Annotated in this window: 17 protein-coding genes and 6 tRNA genes; 8 read left to right on the top strand and 15 right to left on the bottom strand. The window is 46.4% G+C overall.

All coding sequences use genetic code 11. The features are described 5' to 3' along the window. Nucleotides 1-44: 44 nt before the first annotated feature. The 3 genes from FFM75_RS05115 (at nucleotide 45) to FFM75_RS05105 (ending at nucleotide 3329) form a co-directional block, all read left to right on the top strand. A complete protein-coding gene (locus FFM75_RS05115; protein WP_137628118.1) occupies nucleotides 45-932 on the top strand; it encodes a LysR family transcriptional regulator in 888 nt (295 codons plus the stop codon). Nucleotides 933-1057: 125 nt separating this feature from the next. Continuing rightward, nucleotides 1058-2011: a ferrochelatase gene (hemH, locus tag FFM75_RS05110; RefSeq protein ID WP_137628117.1), complete on the top strand. Its 954-nt coding sequence runs from the start codon at nucleotides 1058-1060 to the stop codon at nucleotides 2009-2011. After that, complete coding sequence (locus FFM75_RS05105) at nucleotides 2004-3329, top strand: Nramp family divalent metal transporter (protein ID WP_137628116.1); 1326 nt, start codon at nucleotides 2004-2006, stop codon at nucleotides 3327-3329. The genes hemH and FFM75_RS05105 overlap by 8 nt, the downstream gene beginning before the upstream one ends. Before the next feature lie 36 nt (nucleotides 3330-3365). Here FFM75_RS05105 and FFM75_RS05100 read toward each other — a convergent pair whose 3' ends face one another. Both FFM75_RS05100 and FFM75_RS05095 read right to left on the bottom strand, forming a co-directional pair. After that, nucleotides 3366-4760 (bottom strand): hypothetical protein, encoded by a 1395-nt coding sequence (locus tag FFM75_RS05100; protein WP_137628115.1) that lies wholly within the window; start codon nucleotides 4758-4760, stop codon nucleotides 3366-3368. 182 nt (nucleotides 4761-4942) lie between these two features. Continuing rightward, the gene (locus FFM75_RS05095) at nucleotides 4943-5605 is read right to left on the bottom strand and encodes a hypothetical protein (protein ID WP_137628114.1); all 663 of its coding nucleotides are present in this window, start codon (nucleotides 5603-5605) and stop codon (nucleotides 4943-4945) included. A gap of 158 nt (nucleotides 5606-5763) precedes the next feature. On the opposite strand from FFM75_RS05095, the gene FFM75_RS05090 reads away from it, so the two are divergent. Further along, nucleotides 5764-7557 (top strand): glycerophosphoryl diester phosphodiesterase membrane domain-containing protein, encoded by a 1794-nt coding sequence (locus FFM75_RS05090; protein WP_137628113.1) that lies wholly within the window; start codon nucleotides 5764-5766, stop codon nucleotides 7555-7557. Between the two features lie 47 nt (nucleotides 7558-7604). Here the strand turns inward: FFM75_RS05090 and FFM75_RS05085 are convergent, their stop codons facing one another. Genes FFM75_RS05085 through FFM75_RS05060 form a run of 6 tightly spaced genes read right to left on the bottom strand, consistent with a single transcriptional unit; the run spans nucleotide 7605 to nucleotide 13692 of the window. Next, nucleotides 7605-8129, bottom strand: a complete 525-nt coding sequence (locus FFM75_RS05085; RefSeq protein ID WP_137628112.1) for a shikimate kinase — start codon at nucleotides 8127-8129, stop codon at nucleotides 7605-7607. 1 nt (nucleotide 8130) lies between these two features. Beyond that, complete coding sequence (locus tag FFM75_RS05080; protein WP_137628111.1) at nucleotides 8131-9228, bottom strand: prephenate dehydrogenase; 1098 nt, start codon at nucleotides 9226-9228, stop codon at nucleotides 8131-8133. Continuing rightward, entirely contained in the window at nucleotides 9225-10532 is a 1308-nt protein-coding gene (gene aroA, locus FFM75_RS05075) for a 3-phosphoshikimate 1-carboxyvinyltransferase (RefSeq protein ID WP_137628110.1), read from the bottom strand. The genes FFM75_RS05080 and aroA overlap by 4 nt, the downstream gene beginning before the upstream one ends. Continuing rightward, on the bottom strand, nucleotides 10520-11068 hold the full coding sequence (locus FFM75_RS05070; RefSeq protein ID WP_137628109.1) for an amino acid biosynthesis protein: 549 nt from the start codon (nucleotides 11066-11068) through the stop codon (nucleotides 10520-10522). The genes aroA and FFM75_RS05070 overlap by 13 nt, the downstream gene beginning before the upstream one ends. Before the next feature lies 1 nt (nucleotide 11069). Next, complete coding sequence (gene aroC, locus FFM75_RS05065; protein WP_137628108.1) at nucleotides 11070-12239, bottom strand: chorismate synthase; 1170 nt, start codon at nucleotides 12237-12239, stop codon at nucleotides 11070-11072. Next, nucleotides 12232-13692, bottom strand: a complete 1461-nt coding sequence (locus tag FFM75_RS05060) for an MFS transporter (RefSeq protein ID WP_137628107.1) — start codon at nucleotides 13690-13692, stop codon at nucleotides 12232-12234. The genes aroC and FFM75_RS05060 overlap by 8 nt, the downstream gene beginning before the upstream one ends. 583 nt (nucleotides 13693-14275) lie before the next feature. Here FFM75_RS05060 and FFM75_RS05055 point away from each other — a divergent pair. Together FFM75_RS05055 and FFM75_RS05050 are read left to right on the top strand one after the other, a co-directional pair. After that, the gene (locus tag FFM75_RS05055) at nucleotides 14276-15112 is read left to right on the top strand and encodes a metallophosphoesterase family protein (protein WP_137628106.1); all 837 of its coding nucleotides are present in this window, start codon (nucleotides 14276-14278) and stop codon (nucleotides 15110-15112) included. 113 nt (nucleotides 15113-15225) lie between these two features. Next, on the top strand, nucleotides 15226-15747 hold the full coding sequence (locus tag FFM75_RS05050) for a GNAT family N-acetyltransferase (protein WP_137628105.1): 522 nt from the start codon (nucleotides 15226-15228) through the stop codon (nucleotides 15745-15747). Between the two features lie 18 nt (nucleotides 15748-15765). Here FFM75_RS05050 and FFM75_RS05045 read toward each other — a convergent pair whose 3' ends face one another. Next, nucleotides 15766-16290 (bottom strand): hypothetical protein, encoded by a 525-nt coding sequence (locus FFM75_RS05045; RefSeq protein WP_223876614.1) that lies wholly within the window; start codon nucleotides 16288-16290, stop codon nucleotides 15766-15768. Between the two features lie 96 nt (nucleotides 16291-16386). On the opposite strand from FFM75_RS05045, the gene FFM75_RS05040 reads away from it, so the two are divergent. Further along, nucleotides 16387-16701, top strand: coding sequence for a hypothetical protein (locus FFM75_RS05040; RefSeq protein ID WP_137628104.1), 315 nt, complete (start codon nucleotides 16387-16389; stop codon nucleotides 16699-16701). Between the two features lie 72 nt (nucleotides 16702-16773). Further along, on the top strand, nucleotides 16774-17133 hold the full coding sequence (locus tag FFM75_RS05035) for a hypothetical protein (RefSeq protein WP_137628103.1): 360 nt from the start codon (nucleotides 16774-16776) through the stop codon (nucleotides 17131-17133). Between the two features lie 157 nt (nucleotides 17134-17290). On the opposite strand, the gene FFM75_RS05030 is transcribed toward FFM75_RS05035, so the two are convergent. The 6 genes from FFM75_RS05030 to FFM75_RS05005 form a co-directional block, all read right to left on the bottom strand. Further along, nucleotides 17291-17375: transfer RNA gene (locus FFM75_RS05030), tRNA-Leu, on the bottom strand. 66 nt (nucleotides 17376-17441) lie between these two features. Beyond that, nucleotides 17442-17512 (bottom strand) — tRNA-Cys (locus FFM75_RS05025). A 23-nt stretch (nucleotides 17513-17535) separates the two neighbouring features. Then, nucleotides 17536-17607 (bottom strand) — tRNA-Gln (locus tag FFM75_RS05020). Nucleotides 17608-17614: 7 nt separating this feature from the next. Further along, nucleotides 17615-17687 (bottom strand) — tRNA-His (locus FFM75_RS05015). A 5-nt stretch (nucleotides 17688-17692) separates the two neighbouring features. Further along, a tRNA-Trp gene (locus FFM75_RS05010) sits at nucleotides 17693-17766 on the bottom strand. Nucleotides 17767-17774: 8 nt separating this feature from the next. Further along, a tRNA-Tyr gene (locus tag FFM75_RS05005) sits at nucleotides 17775-17849 on the bottom strand.

Here is a 17849-nt window from a genome sequence, read left to right as displayed (position 1 = left end):
CATAATCATAGCGTTTAAAAATCAGTCCTGATAAGGAGTTTTACATGCAACTCAAAGATTTAGCATATTACGTCGCCTTAACTGAACAAAAAAACTTTTCGCTCGTTGCAACGCAATTCCATGTGAGTCAACCAACGATTTCCGCCGCAATTCGGCGGCTAGAAACTGAATTACAAACCCAACTATTGATTCGCGATAATCCCCATCAACCACTAGTTTTAACGACCACTGGTCAACAAGTTCGCGACCACGCCAAGCTCATCTTGCACCAAGCCAACCTCATGCATTTAGAAGTGCAACATAGCGAACAACAACGACTGGTGATTGGGATGCCACCCATTATTGAAATCACGTATCTACCACGGGTCGCCCGCCAATTGCCACCCAAAATTTTTAAGCAACTCGCCCCAATCAGTCAAGGATCACTGGCCGCTTTGAAAAGTTTAAAAAGTGGCCAATTCGATGTCGCTTTCTTAGGATACTTAGATGCTTTAGCGGAACCAGCCCTAACGATTGAGCGCTTCGACCGCCAACCATTTTCAATTATCGTCGCCCGTGACCATCCATTAGCTAGCCAACCTGAAATCGCGTTTCAGACCTTACGCCAGACACCTTTCATTGCATTAAAACACAACTTTGTGCATCGCCAAGCGTTTCAACAATTAGCGCGTCAAAATCACATTCAACCACCGATTTTATTTGAATCCAACGAAATCCAAGGCGTCTTGAATATGGTTGCCAACCAGGTCGGCATTGCGCTATTAAGTAACGCCGTGCCCATCGACAAGACCGCCTTAGTGCGAATTCCGCTGAGCGATACCCCGGCACCAATGTTCAACGTGGGGTTAGCTTATCGTCAAGACACGACTTTTAGTCCAGTCCAACAACAACTCCTGACTCAGATTCGCACCGCGTTTGGTTTGCAAAATTAAGTCACTTGGCAAACCACACTAGTAATTATCACTTGATAACCGTTATAAATCATTGGTAAACGCTACCTTTTACAATCAGGTTGTGCGAAGATTAATTTGTAAGTCTAAACAAGGAAGTGTTGACTATGCAACCTGGGTTATTACTCGTTAATCTTGGTTCCCCGGCCTCGCCAACGACCCGGGACGTCAAACAATATTTACAAACGTTTCTGAGCGATCCAAGTGTGGTCGAAATGCCCAAAGCACTTTGGCAACCCCTTTTACGCGGTGTCATTTTGCCAATGCGGGCTTGGCGTTCCGCCACCTTTTATCGTGACAGTTGGTTAGCTAGTGGCTCACCACTGATCGTTAATTCGCGCGCCATTCAGCGTCTCGTACAGGCACAACTCCCCACCTGGGATGTCCAACTGGCGATGACCTATGGTAAACCAGCGATTGATACGACTTTAATGGCCATGCATAACCGCGGCGACACTCAACTCGTCGTTCTACCATTATTCCCGCAATATACGCAAAGTACCCATGCTGGCATTAAGCGCCAAGCGGCTGCCACGGGGTTACCATTTGAATTTATCACGCATTTTTACGACGAACCCGTCTATCAAGACCTCTTGGCTGACCAAATCCAGATGAGTTATGACCGCCATCATTACGACGCCATCGTCATTAGTTACCATAGTATTCCGACTGCGATGGTCCGCCATGGTGATCCTTATCAAGCACAATGTCAAGCAACCACCCAAGCCATGCTTGACCGTTTGAGCCCCGCGGCGCAAGCAAAAGTCGTCACGGCCTATCAATCAAAATTCGGTCCGATGCCTTGGCTAAAACCCTACTTAAAAAATGAATTAATGCAACTCGTTGAGATGGGTAAGCGTAACGTGCTCGTCGCAACACCTTCATTTGTTGTTGACTGTCTTGAAACGATTGAAGAAGATTATGTTCAAAACTATCAAACCTTCAAAGCTTGTGGTGGAGACCGCTTTGACCTCGTGCCACCGATGAATGATGATCCGACCTTCAGTCAGTTATTGGCGACCTTGGCCAAACGGCAATTGGAGGCGGTCGTCAATGGCTAAACCAACGCCGAAAAGTTTGGCAGAAATCAATCAAAGTGTCCCAGTCCCAGATGTGTACCAATCAGCTTTCTGGCAAAAATTTCTCGCATACAGTGGTCCAGGGGCTTTAGTGGCCGTTGGTTACATGGATCCCGGAAACTGGCTGACCTCACTAGCTGGTGGTAGTCAATTTCGATACCATTTACTCGCCGTCTTGTTGATTGCCATCATTGTCGCCATGTTTATGCAAACGTTAGCCATCAAACTCGGTGTCGTGGCACGACAAGATTTAGCCCAAGCCATTGCCGCCACCTTACCACGCCCCGTCCGTTATGGGCTCTGGATCTTGAACGAAGTCGCGATGATGGCCACCGATATGACGGGGGTCATCGGCACGGCCGTTGCCTTAAACTTACTATTTGGACTCCCGCTGGTCGCAGGTATTTTGTTAACAATTGCCGACGTCTTAGTCGTCTTGTTATTTTTACGGTTTGGCATTCGCCGAATTGAATTCATCGTCTTAGCCGCTATTATCACGGTAGGCGTGATTTTTGGTCTGGAAGTCGGGCGCGCACAACCACCACTAACGGCGATTTTAACGGGACTCGTGCCAACCAATTTAATCATTAAAAATCATGCCGCGTTAATTTTGAGTTTAGGGATTTTAGGCGCAACGATTATGCCGCACAACTTGTATCTGCACTCATCTTTAGCGCAAAGTCGCCGCTATGATTATCACAATCCAGCCCAAGTTAACGAAGCGTTACGCTTTGCCAATTGGGACTCCAACGTGCATTTAGTGGCCGCCTTTTTAATCAATGCCTTACTGTTGATTTTAGGTGGCACCCTCTTTTTCCACACTGATCACCAATTAGCTAGTCTCGCCGCTGTCTATGCGGGGTTAAAAAGTACCGCTATCGTTGGTCAGTTAGCTAGTCCCATCATGAGTACGTTATTTGCGTTTGCCTTATTGATTACTGGCCTAATTTCGTCCATCACTAGTACCTTAGCTGGACAAATCGTGATGGAAGGCTACTTGCATATTCGTCTTCCATTGTGGCAGCGGCGCCTATTGACGCGATTAGTGACTTTGGTTCCGATTTTTATCATTGGCTGGGCAGTCGGTTTTACTGATCAAGCCTTTGAAAACCTGATTATTTATGCGCAAGTCGCGCTCAGCATCGCCTTACCATTCACGTTATATCCAATGGTCGCCCTAACTGGTAATAAAGCCTTAATGGGCAACCATGTCAATTCGCGGTGGACGACTTGGTTAGGCTACGGCCTCACAACGATTATCACCATTTTGAACTTAAATTTAATTTGGCATTTAGGCTAAATAAAAGACATCGACGTTAGCCGATGCCTTTTTTAACTATTCAGCGATCAACTTACCACCGCCACTTAATTTGTAAGTCTTACCATTTAACCACTTATTGGCGCTATTGCTCTTAGCATAATAGACATTATGACCATTAGATTGGATATGTTTTAACGCGCTCTTGGTGCTGACCAAAGCGGTCACATGTGAATTCTTCGTTACGACCCACTTGTTGTTGCCTTTCAAAGTCAACGTGGTCTTGCCGGCCGTGTCAGCACTGTTGATGGCACCAGTTAGCTTGCTACCACTCGTTAAGTTCAGCTTCAAGGTACTCCCTTTAGCCACTAAAATGTTCCCCTTCAACGTTTGGTTTTTAGCCGTAAAGGTCAATTTACCCCCATTACTACCACTGGTGCCCCAACGATCACTGGCTAAACGAATCAACGTTGAAGAAGCGTTGGTTAATTTAACGTTAGTCAAATTGATTTTAGCCGTGGTATTGGTGACATAGAACATCGCACCCGTATGGTTGGTGGTGCCTTTAGTGCCACTCTTGACCTTAGACGTGAGACTCCCGTTAGTCATCGTAAAGACCGAAGTCCCAACTTCAGAATCACCGGACATGCTTTGATACAACATGACCCCGTTATTCTTTTCACCAGTCAACTTAGAATTCTTCACGGTAATACTATTTGACCCTTCAATATCAGCGGCTTCAGCGTCAGTCGCTGTCCCGGTCACATTCGTGGCGGTAATGGCCCCCGTTGAATAGATGACTGGCGACCCATCACCAGCCGTCTTTAAGGTCCCTTTGGTTAAGCTAACGGTCCCGCCACCACGATCAGTGGCTAACGCAGCTGAATGACTGCCTTTCGTCGTAATATTGGTGTTCGTCGCCGTAATCTTACCTTTATAAGTGGCATCTAACCCTCGTGACGATGATTTGCTTGTGTTAATCGTACTATTTTTTATCGTGACTTTGGCATTCTTACCAGTGGCAAAAATTCCATTGGCGCCGGTGGCATTCGTCGTTTCAGTTAACTTGTTGACGGTCGCACTACTGCCCTTAGTCACTAACAACCCGGCATTTTGACCATAAAAATTACTACTATCGGCGCTACTCGTGCTGCCGGTCTTGGTTAATTTGCTATTGTTTAACGTTAATTTACCGCCGCTCTTCACATAAACTGCAGATTGGTTAGCAGTTGTCGACTTAATGGTTTTACCACTCAGTGATTTGATCCCCGTTATCGTTGTCTTGCCAGATAATTTAGCACTACTGCTACTAGTGGACCCTGGGGCTTTAGTCCCACTTGGCTTGGCCTTGGTGGCCGCCTGAACAGTCGTCGCTGGCTGTAAGTGTTGTAGCACTTGGGGCGCCGCTGCTAAGCCCCCGACCAGTGCCGTACTCGTTAAAGCAATGGTGATGTTACGTTTGGTTTTATTCATCTTAAAAAATCCTCCCTTGGCATCGACTCACGTACTTTTGGTATGCCTAAGTTTGTTATACACTACCGATATCGTGAATGTAAGGGAATCTGACAAACAGCACAGAAGTTTCAAAGCTTTGTCACACAATCAGTTAAAAATCAGCGTCCTAGTTGATTGGTATAGTTCTATTCATTATTAAACTACCAAGCAAATTGCTGCTGATACTTAGCCATAACTTGACCAAATTGATCCGCCGCTTCGACATGATTATACGTTTTAAAAGTGTCATCGCCATCAATAGGCTCAAAATCAACAATTACATTTTGACTACGAATTTTCAAAGCTTTAACTAATTGTCGATATTGAGCCGCCGACAGGTCTTGCTTGGCAGTCTTTAAATTGCACATATAAATCACCCCATTATCACCAGTATTCATATCACTGATTTGTTTTTTTATCGTGGTCACATGACGATTAGGGACATAAAAATAAACTGGCGACCGATCAAAATGTGTCGTTTGATGATTCACCACCCGACTAATTGTCTTTGCAGCAACCGGCTTAAGTGTTAACTGTTTAGCCGCAACACTCGGATGCATGACTAACGCCATTAATACACCACCGGCAACCAACAAGCTGCCCCACCATTGCTGTTGTTGCGTAAATGCCCGCCGTAAACTAATAAACGTCAGCCAATCCAAATAACCCAAACTGATAATTAGCAGTCCGATCCAAAGCCAAAAGAACATGGTCGGCCAACTCTTCAAGACATGTTGCTGCCGGTTCAGGACTAAAGAACCAATCCGAATCAATAGAACGATATTGCATAAACTCAATAATAACCACGTTAATTTTTCGCGCATCTTTTCACCTCGCTGGCACTTACCTACATTATTAACCCGTACTGCCTATATCTGATAGCGCTTACCCTTTTAAGTATACAAGTATCCTTAAAACTTTCCCCAAGAACCTAACCCGAATATGCTAAACTATAATTAAATTAATTTTAGGGGGCCTGCACATGGGGGCATGGCGTTTTTGGTGGGCTGGGACCCGCCGTTTTTATCAGCACTGGGGTAGTTATGTGGCGCTGATTTTTGGCACGAACCTCGCCATTAGTTATTTAGCAATTCCATTCTTTAACTGGGCCTTGGAGATGTTACTGAAATCTCAAGGCGTTGCCTATGTATCTTATACCAATCTTGGCAATATTATCATCAAGCACCCACTCGCGGCGATTGGCATGCTAGTAATCTTGCTAGCACTGATTATTTTAGTCTATTGGCAATTTGCCTTCTTATTATTAGGCATTACCAATATTTTAAATAGCCGGCCAGCGACCGTACGTGCCGTGATTCGTGACACGATTCAAAGCTTGCACGATACCTCGATCAGTACTTTCTTATTCTTTATCGGTTACTTCATCGTGATCTTGCCGTTTGGGAGCTATATTTTCACGACCCCACTCCTGAACAAAGCTAAGATTCCGGCTTTTATCGTGGCTTATTTACTCGATAATCCTTGGATGGCAGTGGGCTTAATTGCCTTTTACATCGTCGCGGGTTACGTCGGCTTGCGTTTAATGACGTTACTACCACTCATGATTATCGACCAATTACCTTGGCGCATGGCCGTTACACAAAGCTGGCATCAAAGTCGCCACCGCGTTTGGCGTTACTTCTGGCATTCACTCGTTATTTTAGGGATGGTCACCGTCATTGTGACGTTGTGCTATACCGCGCTTTATCTCGCGCAACTTTATTTTGATACGACTAGTTTTGGGATGGCAGCTGCAACAGTCAATCTCTTTATTATGGAAGTCATTACCGAAATCATTATCTGTTACACGACCGCCATTTTCATGATGTTGATCATCGCGGGTTATCGGCAAGACTTGAGCTTACCTAGCGCTGATCAACTCCGCTTTAACGAACCACCCCGCTTAAAACGGTTGACCCGTAGTGGTGTGGTCGTGGGACTGACTTTAGCCAGTGGTTTGCTCGTCGCATTTAACTTAGTTTATTTAAACGGCCTCGCCATTTCAAAGCCGCTGATGATCTCTCACCGCGGCGTCGATAATGGCAATGGCGTTCAAAATACCATTCCAGCATTGATTAAAACGAGCCGTGAAAAACCCGATTATGTTGAAATGGATATTCAGGTCACCAAGGATCATAAATTCGTGGTGATGCATGATCCGAGTCTGAAAAGTTTGGCCGGCATTAAGAAGAAACCATCGCAATTAACCCTTAAACAATTGCAAAAAATCACGGTTCGTGAAAATGGTTACCAAGCTAAAATTCCGAGCTTTGATCAATATTTGACTGCCGCTATCAAGCATCATCAAAAACTATTGGTTGAAATCAAAACATCGTCAATTTATCGTCGCCAAGACACTAAGAACTTCGTGAAATGGTATGGTCAAAAACTATTGGCCAATCACGATCAAGTCCATACCTTGAGTTATAAGGTCATGAACGACTTAAAGACGCTGGATACGAAACAATTCGTGAACTACATCATGCCGTATAACTTGACTTTCCCTTACACGAAAGCCAACGGTTATACGATGGAAGTCACCACCTTAAATGACCAATTCGTCGATAAAGCCGACCGCCATCATAAGAAAGTTTATGCTTGGGACATCGACGATACCGATCAAATGGATCAAATGATGTTTATGGGCGTTACCGGTATCATCACTGATAATTTACATGAAATGCAAGTTGAAGCGAAGAGCAATACCGATCATCCGGGTTACGCTAAATTACTACTGACCTTTATGAACGAACTCAATTTAACTTCAAATGATTAATACACACCGAAACCCCGCGGCTCAAATCGAGTCGTGGGGCTTTTTGATTACGCGCGTGCCACTTGTTGCGCTGGCTGTGCTAACCAGTCTTGAATCGTGGTCACAATTTGTTGCGGCGTTAAGGCATCGGTTTGAATCACTAAGTCAGCGGCAGCTTCGTAGAGCGGTGCGCGCCGATGTTTCAAGTCTAATAACGCCGTCGTATCTAAGTCATTGACTAGTGGCCGACTCGCATCGCCGGTAACCCGTTGTAAAATCGTGGCATCACTAGCTGCTAGTAAAATCACGGGTACCGGGCTCGCCGTTAAGATGGCTGCATTGGCTGGCATCGTTGGCGTCCCGCCGCCAGTTGAGAGAATTCCCGGTGTGGTCAACGCCCGCCGCAAGGTTTGTTGTTCTAACCGCCGGAAATAAGCTTCCCCCTGATTTGCAAAGATGTCTGTAATGGCACACCCCGCAGATGCAACAATCAACTCATCTAAATCCGCGTGTTCAGTCCCGGTTTGTTGCGCCAGTAAACGTCCGACAGTGGTTTTACCACTGCCCATAAACCCAATTAAAATTGCTTTCATTTTAGTCTCTCCTAACGATTTGGTAGTCCGCGGCTTGTAGTAGTGCGGCCGCTTGGTCACGGGTGGCAGCATTGGCAAAGGTCACTTGTAAGACGCCGTCCACTTCTTCACGAATCTCTAAAATATGAATATTCACTAACGACAACTTCGCTTGGGCTAACCGTTGGGTCACATCAGCGATTGAGCCAACTTGATCCGGCACATTGAGAAATAAATCAAAGAAATTTGGTAAACTCCCGAGCCGTTCCGGACCTAAATGATCCCGCGTGGTTTTGGCTGCCGTAAAAAATTGTTTGATTTGTGGCACATCTTGTTGCTCAATGGCCGCCTGAATTTGACCTAAAGCGTCTTGATAAGCCTGCAATCGATTGGTTATCAGTGTCGCGTTGTTTAACAAAATTGCCGTCCACATGGTCGGGTCCGCCGAAGCGATCCGCGTAATACTTTTAAAGCCACCTGCAGCCAAGCGTAATCCTAATGGTGAATCCGCAAAGGTCGTTTGCGTTTGGTTGACCAAGGCCGCCGCGACGATATGTGGCAGATGACTGAGTTGCGCCACCAAGCGATCGTGTTGCATCGGCGTGACCGTTAGCCATTTAACATGCGTGCCAACTAGCAACGTCTGAAGTTGCGTGACTGCGGCTTGTGGCGCCAGACCAGGCACCAAAAAGTAGTAGGCATTTTCAAACAAATCAGCCCGCCCCGCTTGTATACCAGCTTTATGCGACCCAGCCATCGGGTGCCCACCGATAACCGTGATGCCTTGTTGTTGCAAGGGTCGTGCAGCTTGTAAAACTGTCTGCTTGGTGCTGCCCACATCCGTAACGATCACCTGGGGCTTTAAGGTTAACGTGGCTAACGTCGCCAAGTTCGCTGTGATCACACTGACGGGGCCCGCTAAAATAATGACGTCGGCGGTTGAAGCGGCGGCTGAGAAATCGCTTGTAACTTCATCAACGATTTGATGTTGCCGCGCATAGTCCCGAGTTACCGCCTGCACATCACACCCAACTAGCTGTACGGCCGGATGGGCTTGGCGAATCGCCAACGCTAACGAACAGCCAATCAGTCCCAGGCCATTAATCAAAACTTGCGTCATGCTAACGCCTCCTTTGTGGGACAGAGTTGTTGTAAATCAGTAAAGAAACCTGGATATGAAATGTTAATCGCTTCGGCATGTGCTAATGTCGTCGGCTGGGTTAACCGTAATCCCGCAATCGCCATCATCATGCCGATGCGATGGTCACCATGACTATCAAAAGTCGCCGTTTTGACTTGCCAAGCTGGCCGACCATCAATCGTAAAACCATCTGGTTGTTCGGTAATTTGGACGCCCAACTTCTTGAGTTCAGCGACGATGGTGGCGATGCGATCAGTTTCTTTAACACGTAGCTCGCTAGCCCCGGTAATGTGACTCACACCTGTCGCCGTGGCCGCTAGTAATGCAACTAATGGTAATTCATCGATTACGGCTGGAATATCGTCAGCCCCCAAGTCAATCGGCTTTAAGGTGGCCGCTTTAACGGTCACCGTGCCTAATGGTTCGCCCACACTAGCTTGCGGGGTAACTGTGACATCACCACCCATGCGTTGTAGCACTTGCAATAAGCCGGTCCGAGTCGGATTCAACCCAACTTGGGGCAATGTGATTTGGGAACCAGGTACGATGCTTGCCGCGGTCATAAAGAAAGCCGCAGACGACATATCACCTGGTACCGTGACCGTTTTCCCCGTTAAATGGGGTTGTGGTTGAACCGTAATCGTGCGCCCATCGGCGGCGGTGTTGAGCTGTCCACCAAACGCAGTGAGTAGCCGTTCAGTATGATCCCGGGTCGGTAATTGTTCAATGATCGTGCTAGCCGTTGGTGCTTGAAGCGCCGCTAAGATCAATGCACTTTTAACTTGCGCACTGGCCACCGCCATCTTGATGGTCGCCGACTGCAACGCTCGGCCGTGAATCCGCATCGGTAAATGTCCCGCGGTCAAGTCAAGCTTGGCACCCATTTGCGCTAACGGTTGTTGCACCCGTTGCATCGGGCGTTGACTGAGGGAGTCATCGCCAACTAAGGTACTGTCAAATGCTTGGCCAGCTAGTAAACCGGCCAATAACCGCGTCGCCGTCCCAGCATTTCCCATATCTAACGGCTGCGTTGGTGCCGTTAAGCCATGTAAGCCGACCCCATGGACAGTCACTGTTGTCTCATGCCGGTCAATTTTGACGCCCAATTGTTGCAAGGCGGTCAATGTGGATAAACAATCTTCAGCTGGCAAAAAGTTAGTCAAGCGCGTCGTTCCGGTACTAATCGCGCCAAAAATTAAACCACGATGCGAAATACTCTTATCACCGGGAACGGTCAACCGACCATGTAGCCCATTTTGGGGCCGTTTTATTAATGTTTGCATTTGTCATCATCCTTAATCTGGTAAACGCACCATACCATCTTCGGTGTCAGGCGCTTAATAAGTCGTTCGTGGTCAGTCAACGTGACATTCTTTTCATTGGTCAAAACGTAACCGGCGCGATTAGTTTGGTAGTCTTGATAAGCCAAATATTTACTGGCAGCCGTCTGCACGCTGACATGACTCACGATTCGTTGCAATAATTGTGCTGTCGCGGCGTGCGTGTAGCCGATTCGATTATCGGCATCCAAACGTTCGACGACGACTAATGGGTCAAGCTGGATCATAAAACAAGTCGTTAACTCAAGTTGATCCAATAAGGCATAGTGCACATCACCCCAACTTGCATGTAAACTCGGTGATTGAAACGCCGCCGGCATAATCAGCCAGTCACCAACATAGTCTGCTAAGTGCGTCAAAATCGTTTCAAAACTCGGATGACCGACCACCGTTGCTTGACCATTACAAGCCGTTTGATTGTAATACGTCGCTGCAGCATAACTATCCGTCACTGCTGGTCCCAATGTATGCAAGCGCATCTTAATACGCCTGCAGTTCTGACCGGTAAGCCGCTAGTGTTGCTTGCAATCGCGCTAAGTTGCTGCCGTCAAAAGTTGCGGTTAGGGCTTTAACGAGTTCAATGGCAACCACGCTTTCAACCACGATCGATGCCGGCACGATTGCGGTCGTATCGGAGCGTTCGACACTGGCTTTTTGAACGGCTTTGGTTTGAATATCAACACTTTGTAATGGTTTGTAAAGCGTCGGAATCGGCTTCATCGCTGCTTTAATAATGATTGGCATCCCGTTTGTCATGCCACCTTCAAAGCCACCTAAATGATTCGTCAATCGTGACCACCCCGTATCGGCGTGCCAATCGATTTCATCCATCACTTGACTACCGTAGCGACCAGCCGCTGCAAAGCCGTCGCCAATTTCAACACCTTTCATCGCGTTGACGCCCATCACTGCGGCCGCCAACTGCCCATCTAACTTGGTATCCCAATTGGTGTAACTTCCCAATCCAGCCGGGACGTTGGTTGCTACAACACGGATCACCCCACCGAGGGTATCACCCGCTTTTTTAGTCGTTGTAATCAAGTCATGAATCGCTGCCACTTGCTGTTGATCAGCAATCCGTAGGTCATTAGCCGTAATGGCCGTCGTCAATGCTTCAACCGATAAACTGGCGGCATCGTCGACTGTAATCGTGCCAATTTGTTGGACGTAGCCCACTAGCTGGATTTTTAACTGAGCTAATAATTGTTTGCAAATTTGACCAATCGCAACGCGCATCGCAGTTTCACGAGCCGATGAGCGTTCTAACACATTCCGTAAATCGCGATGCCCATACTTCATCCCGCCAACTAAGTCAGCATGTCCGGGGCGTGGTCGCGTCACTTGGCGCAACGTATTTTCAGCCGTTGCTGGACTAGTGGGATTCATAATCGCTGACCAATGGGCATGGTCGCGGTTTTGAATCGTTAAGGCTAATGGCGAACCAAGGGTCACGCCATGGCGTAAGCCCCCAGTCACCGTCACGACATCATGTTCGATCTGTTGGCGATTGCCGCGGCCAAACCCACCTTGTCGCGCCGCTAAACCAGCGTTGATGGCATCGATATCTAAAGTTAATCCCGCTGGTAATCCGGTTAGGATACCGGTTAATTGGGGGCCGTGAGATTCACCGGCTGTAACGTAATTAATCATGTGACAATTCCTCCTTTGACTGCGTTGGGGTCGTTTGACGTGCCGTTTGGTAGGCCCGTGAATTTGCCATAATGGCTTGATAAATCGCTTGTAAATATGGCGTATGTGCAGCTTGTTGACTCTTAGCCGCGACCCGTTGTAAGACGATAGCTTCACGACTTTGATCGAGCACTGGTAATTGCGCGGCTTGTTTCAAGTCACCAATCGCCGTCACGGTTTCAAAGCGTTGATTGAGTAAATGGACGATTTGTTGATCGATTTGGTTAATTTGTTGACGTTCATGCGCTAACGTCTTAGTTGGTCGCAATGCCCATACGGCTAATACGACACAACTGAGGCCCGCTAAGCCAACGACTAAATCAAAGCGCATCGCTGCGCCAATACTTTGTTTGGATAGCCAACCGGTAATAATCGGAATCGTAAAGGCGGCAATGCTACCAAACGTGAAGAACACACCGGTCACTGTACCTTTGGCTTGTGGGTAGAGCCGGATAAATAAGTTCAACCCAACTTGCATCATGCCCCCGGCCGCAGTGAAGCCAAATAAGAATGACGCGATAATCGATAACCATGGGACGCTGGCGTAACTAACAACTAATAAAGCAACTAAGGCACACGCATTCATCGTGACCAACAATTTTGCTTCAGCTAAGCCCCGATGTAACAACCAGAAGGTCACTAAGACCCCGGTAATCGAGCCGATACTGTAAAGTGATAACAACAAATGCGCCAAGATCCGGGAATACCCCATTTCGTTAGTCACAAATAAACTGATCCATTGGGTATATAAAATCATCACTGCCATTGAGGTATAGCCATAACCCGCCAAACTGGCACTTGCTAACCACCGCCGTGGCTTGGATAATTGTTGCGTCGTGGCTTCAGCACCGGCATCTGCTTGATTGCGCACGGGAAACTTTTGCCGATTGAGTAATACTAAATTAATGAGTAGGACCACGGCGGCTAACATGAAGGACCAGCCATACCATTGCTTAGTTGTTTCTAAACTGGCAATCAGTAGTGGCAAGATAAATTCTCCAGCGGACATAAAGGCTTTGATCAACACATTAGCGGACCCTTGACGTCCCCCCATTTCAATAAAGGTGGTGTAAGTGCCTGAATCCAAAGCTGAATTGGCAATCCCAGCCAGAATCGCTAACCCGTAGGCCACTTGAATATTAGTGACCACGGCCATGCCAATAAAGAAGACTAAGTAGCTTAGCATCCCAATATTGATAAATAACTTACGGCCATAGCGGTCAGATAGTTTGCCAAAGATAAAGTAAGCAAACAACCGGCCCATCCCAATTCCTGAGACGACGTAAGAAACGGTGGCTAATGGTGTCTGCCAATGTTGACTGAGCGCTTGCATGTTTTGCGTTAAAATGATTAACCCAATCCCATGCACGAAGTAATTCAGGTATAAACTTAATGATAATGTCCGACGATGCATAACGGTCACTCCTTATATATTAAAAACGAATTAGAGAAACAAAAAAGCCAGCTAGATTTAGAAAATCTAGCTGGCTTAAAAAACCATGCAGGAATGATTGCTAATTTCCCAGCTAGACTCTCATGTGTCTAGCTGGCCAAAGACAAAAATGACTTTGCTCACCTTAGACACGGACGTGTTTGCCGCCCGCATCTAAGAAACTAATACGGACGCTACCTAAAGTAATAAAAGCCATAATAATACGCGTTAGTTGTGAGTAATTGAGTCATGATAATCTTCCCTTTCCGTTAAGTTGATGTTTACATTAAAGCATTCTCATTTTAGACTGTCAACCCTAATTTCATTTTAATTTGTTTTGCGTTAAACTTTCGGTAAAATAAAAACCGTCGTCATCGTGCGGATGACCACGGTTCGAAACGAATTGGCTTGAATATACGTGCTGATATATTACTTCGTTCCAACTAGTAGCCTACCAAAGTAAGGTTGCGTTAACTTTGCAGGTCAGTTACAGCCGGTTAACAAAATTACGAAGAAAATATTAAGCCAGTAAAATACTTATACTAATCATTAACGGAGGTCATTTATGTTACAAAAAATTGCCGTTTTAGCTGATATCCATGGCAACGCCACTGCACTGGCCGCCGTCTTAGCCGATGCCCGTGAACAACACGTTACCGACTATTGGACTGTCGGCGATATTACCGTGCGGGGACCCGAATCTGAGCGCTGTATGCAGTTGCTTGACCAAGTGCACCCAACTGCGTATGTGCTTGGCAACCACGAACAAAACTATCGCAAAGTCTTGGCCGCAACGCCAACCAACTTTACCAAACCAAAACAAGTGATGGCAACGATTCTGACCGACTACGATCGTCGCCAATTATCGGCCGCTCACTTTGAACAGTTATTGCATTTACCGCTAACGGTCACTAAACAAGTGGGTGGGTTAAAAATCCGGTTGCAACATGTGCTGCCGAACTTTGCGAGTGGTCACACCCTCGCCCCGACTGCGCCACAAGTGAATTTTGATCAGGCCGCTGCAGGTCAGCCAGATATCGTCATCTACGCGCATACCCATCAGCCATTGATGCGCTACTCTAGTGACGGACAATTAATCCTAAATGCCGGGACGATTGGTTTACCAACGGCCGTACGACCGGCCTTACGCCATCGCCAAGCGATGTATTTAATCTTGACGTTTGATGACCATGGCCTTAAAGGGACCGACTATCGCCAAGTGGCGTTTGATTGGCAACAAGCCATCAAAATTGCCCAAGAGCAGCACCTGCCCTATTTGCCCTTTTATGAACAGACTTTGCGTACTGGCGCTTATCAGTATGCGCCAACCGCTGTGGCTAGTTATAACGACGCGCATCAACTAGCAACACAGGCCGCCGCGATTTTACGCGCCCAAGCTTAAATGAAAAAATCTTAAATTTCGGGTGGAAATTCTTTCATTCTGACAAGATTTCTGTATACTGTTTAAGTCAGCCCGAAATTTGAGCTGTGGATTTAGGAGAGGAGCTACGTTACATGTATTTTGAAAAAGCAACCTTAGACGATTTAGACACGATCATCGAAATTTTGAGTGATGGTCGTAATCAATTAGCCGAAGCCGGTGTCAATCAATGGCAAGGCGACTATCCATCCCGTAACCAAATTACTGAAGACATTATGAATGGGTCAGCCTACTTATTCCACGCTGACGACAAAGCCACCGTTGGTGCAGTCGCAGTTGTACCATCGCCTGACGCAACCTACGATACTGCCGATGCCACTTGGTTGAACACCACCGAACCTTACGTGGTGATTCATCGGGTCGCAATTCATTCTAACCATGCGGGCAACGGTTATGCGACGCAATTATTTGAAAAAATCATTGATCACATTATTCGCCGCCACCCTGAAATCAAGAGTATCCGTATTGATACGCATGCCGATAACATGGCCATGCAACATCTAATCGCCAAAATGCAATTTGAACGTGTTGGCGAAATGGTTGGTGTTTACCATCAAGACGATGTTTGCTATGTTTACGAAAAACTCATCAAGTAGTCAAAAATCCCTGCTAATTTAGCGGGGATTTTTTAGTAGCGTCTGAATTAATGGTATCTTGGTCGTCCAATCATTGGTTTTAATCGATAACACCGGCTGGGTTAGTAAGTAGTCTAACTGTGATTGTCTTTCAGGTCGATTTAAGTAGACATAGCTTTGAGGTGTGACAAAGTTCGAGAAACGCGTTCTAAGCGATTTTAAACTCGTTTGGGGTAATTGCACCGCTTTTAGGATTGGAATCGTGAGACCGGTATTTTGAGCGGCATAATAATCATATAGCTTATCGTAATCATCATTTTGTACTTGCTGACCAATTTGCGCTAAAGTTGCCGCATCCGCCTTGATGGGCTGTCCACATTGGAGATATAAATTCACCCCACCTTGCCGACCGGTCGTATAAACAAATGCTTGAAACGCTTGTTGGAAAAATCGCCGTCGATATTCAAGCCATTTAGTTTGTGCCAAAATAGCTTGCGTATTTTCCGGATGCAATGAGAGCAACAAGGTTGGTCGTTGTGGATCATACAGTGTTGTTAGTTTCATCTATGCCCCTCCTTTGCTTTCCAGTATACCCTTTTAATCAATATTCTTTTAGCGTATATTGAAATCACAGTATTGGCATTTGGAGGCAGAATTATCTTGAAATTTAAATCATCGTTAATTGTATTAAGCTTAGCAACCAGTCTTGTTTTACCAGCAAATCTGGTTAGCGCACAGGCTAGTCACTATCGTACAGCACACGTGACGCGCAAAATCACCGTTTATCATTGGATCAAAGGCAGCAGCTTTGCCACCAGCCGGTTAGGTGCGCACTTGCGTTTAGCTAAAGGTCGCAAAATTACGATTATGCCGTTTTATCACATGGGCAAAGACGGTTATATGCTGCACGTTAAAGGTCACGGCAATGTCGTCTACTACGCCCGAACGAACAGCACGCACTGGTTCAAATATTAGCTTGCTTATCGGTTGTATTATCCGATAAATAGCGCATAATTAAGCCAACTATATCCGCGGGGAGATGTTAAAATGCGTCCTAAGTCAACTGCCATTATTTTATTCAGTTTGCTATTAGGTATCGGTGCCTTATCAGGCCCGATCGCAACGACTGCAACAGCTGCTAGTTTACCAGCAAGTTCATCGCGCTACTGGTATCACTTTCATAAGGTACGCATTCGTAAAGGGACTTGGGCGCATCAAGTCAAAGTAATGACGCCGGCATACAAGGACCACTATGTTGCCAAGGTCTATTTAAAACCTGGCACAACGATTTATGCTATCAATGGTGGTGCCAGTTGGCATTGGGTCGTTAAAGGCCACGGGCTGACGACTAACAGTCACTACTTTTGGGTCACCACTCGAACAAATAGCCAATGGTTAAAAAAATAAGCTTTAGTGGACCGGTTCAGTCATTTGAATCGGTTTTTTATTTTTCATCCGTTGGTTAAACGTTCCTAGTTGAATTCTAGTTTTAAGCAAAAAAGACATCATATCAAACTGATATGATGTCTTTAACGTACCATTAACTTCCGAAGAAGCTTTCTGATACCGGCGATCGGGGTCGAACCGATACTCCCTCAACGGGAACTGGATTTTGAGTCCAGCGCGTCTGCCAATTCCGCCACGCCGGCATAATAATAACTTGGCATATATATTTAATTGTACCTTACTGATCAGGATTATAACCATCACAGGAAAGGCGGTAACCGGATTTGAACCGGTGATGAAGGTTTTGCAGACCTCTGCCTTACCACTTGGCTATACCGCCATCATCTTGTTACCCAAACCCAACTGGGTTAGCTGGATTCGAACCAGCGCATGATGGAGTCAAAGTCCATTGCCTTACCACTTGGCTATAACCCAATCAAAGGGCGGTATGTGGGAATCGAACCCACGCGTGCCGGAGCCACAATCCGGTGCGTTAACCACTTCGCCAATACCGCCATCATGGCAGGGATAGTAGGAGTTGAACCCACACCGACGGTTTTGGAGACCGTTGTTCTACCATTAAACTATATCCCTATAAAGAATGGAGGGGAGTGGATTCGAACCACCGAACCCGAAGGAGCGGATTTACAGTCCGCCGCGTTTAGCCAGACTTCGCT

The sequence above is a fragment of the Lactiplantibacillus daowaiensis genome, from assembly GCF_005405085.1.
GTDB classification, from domain to species: Bacteria; Bacillota; Bacilli; order Lactobacillales; family Lactobacillaceae; genus Lactiplantibacillus; species Lactiplantibacillus daowaiensis.
The sequence above is the reverse complement of the archived record's forward strand: the minus strand, read 5'-3'. Positions and strand labels throughout refer to the sequence as shown.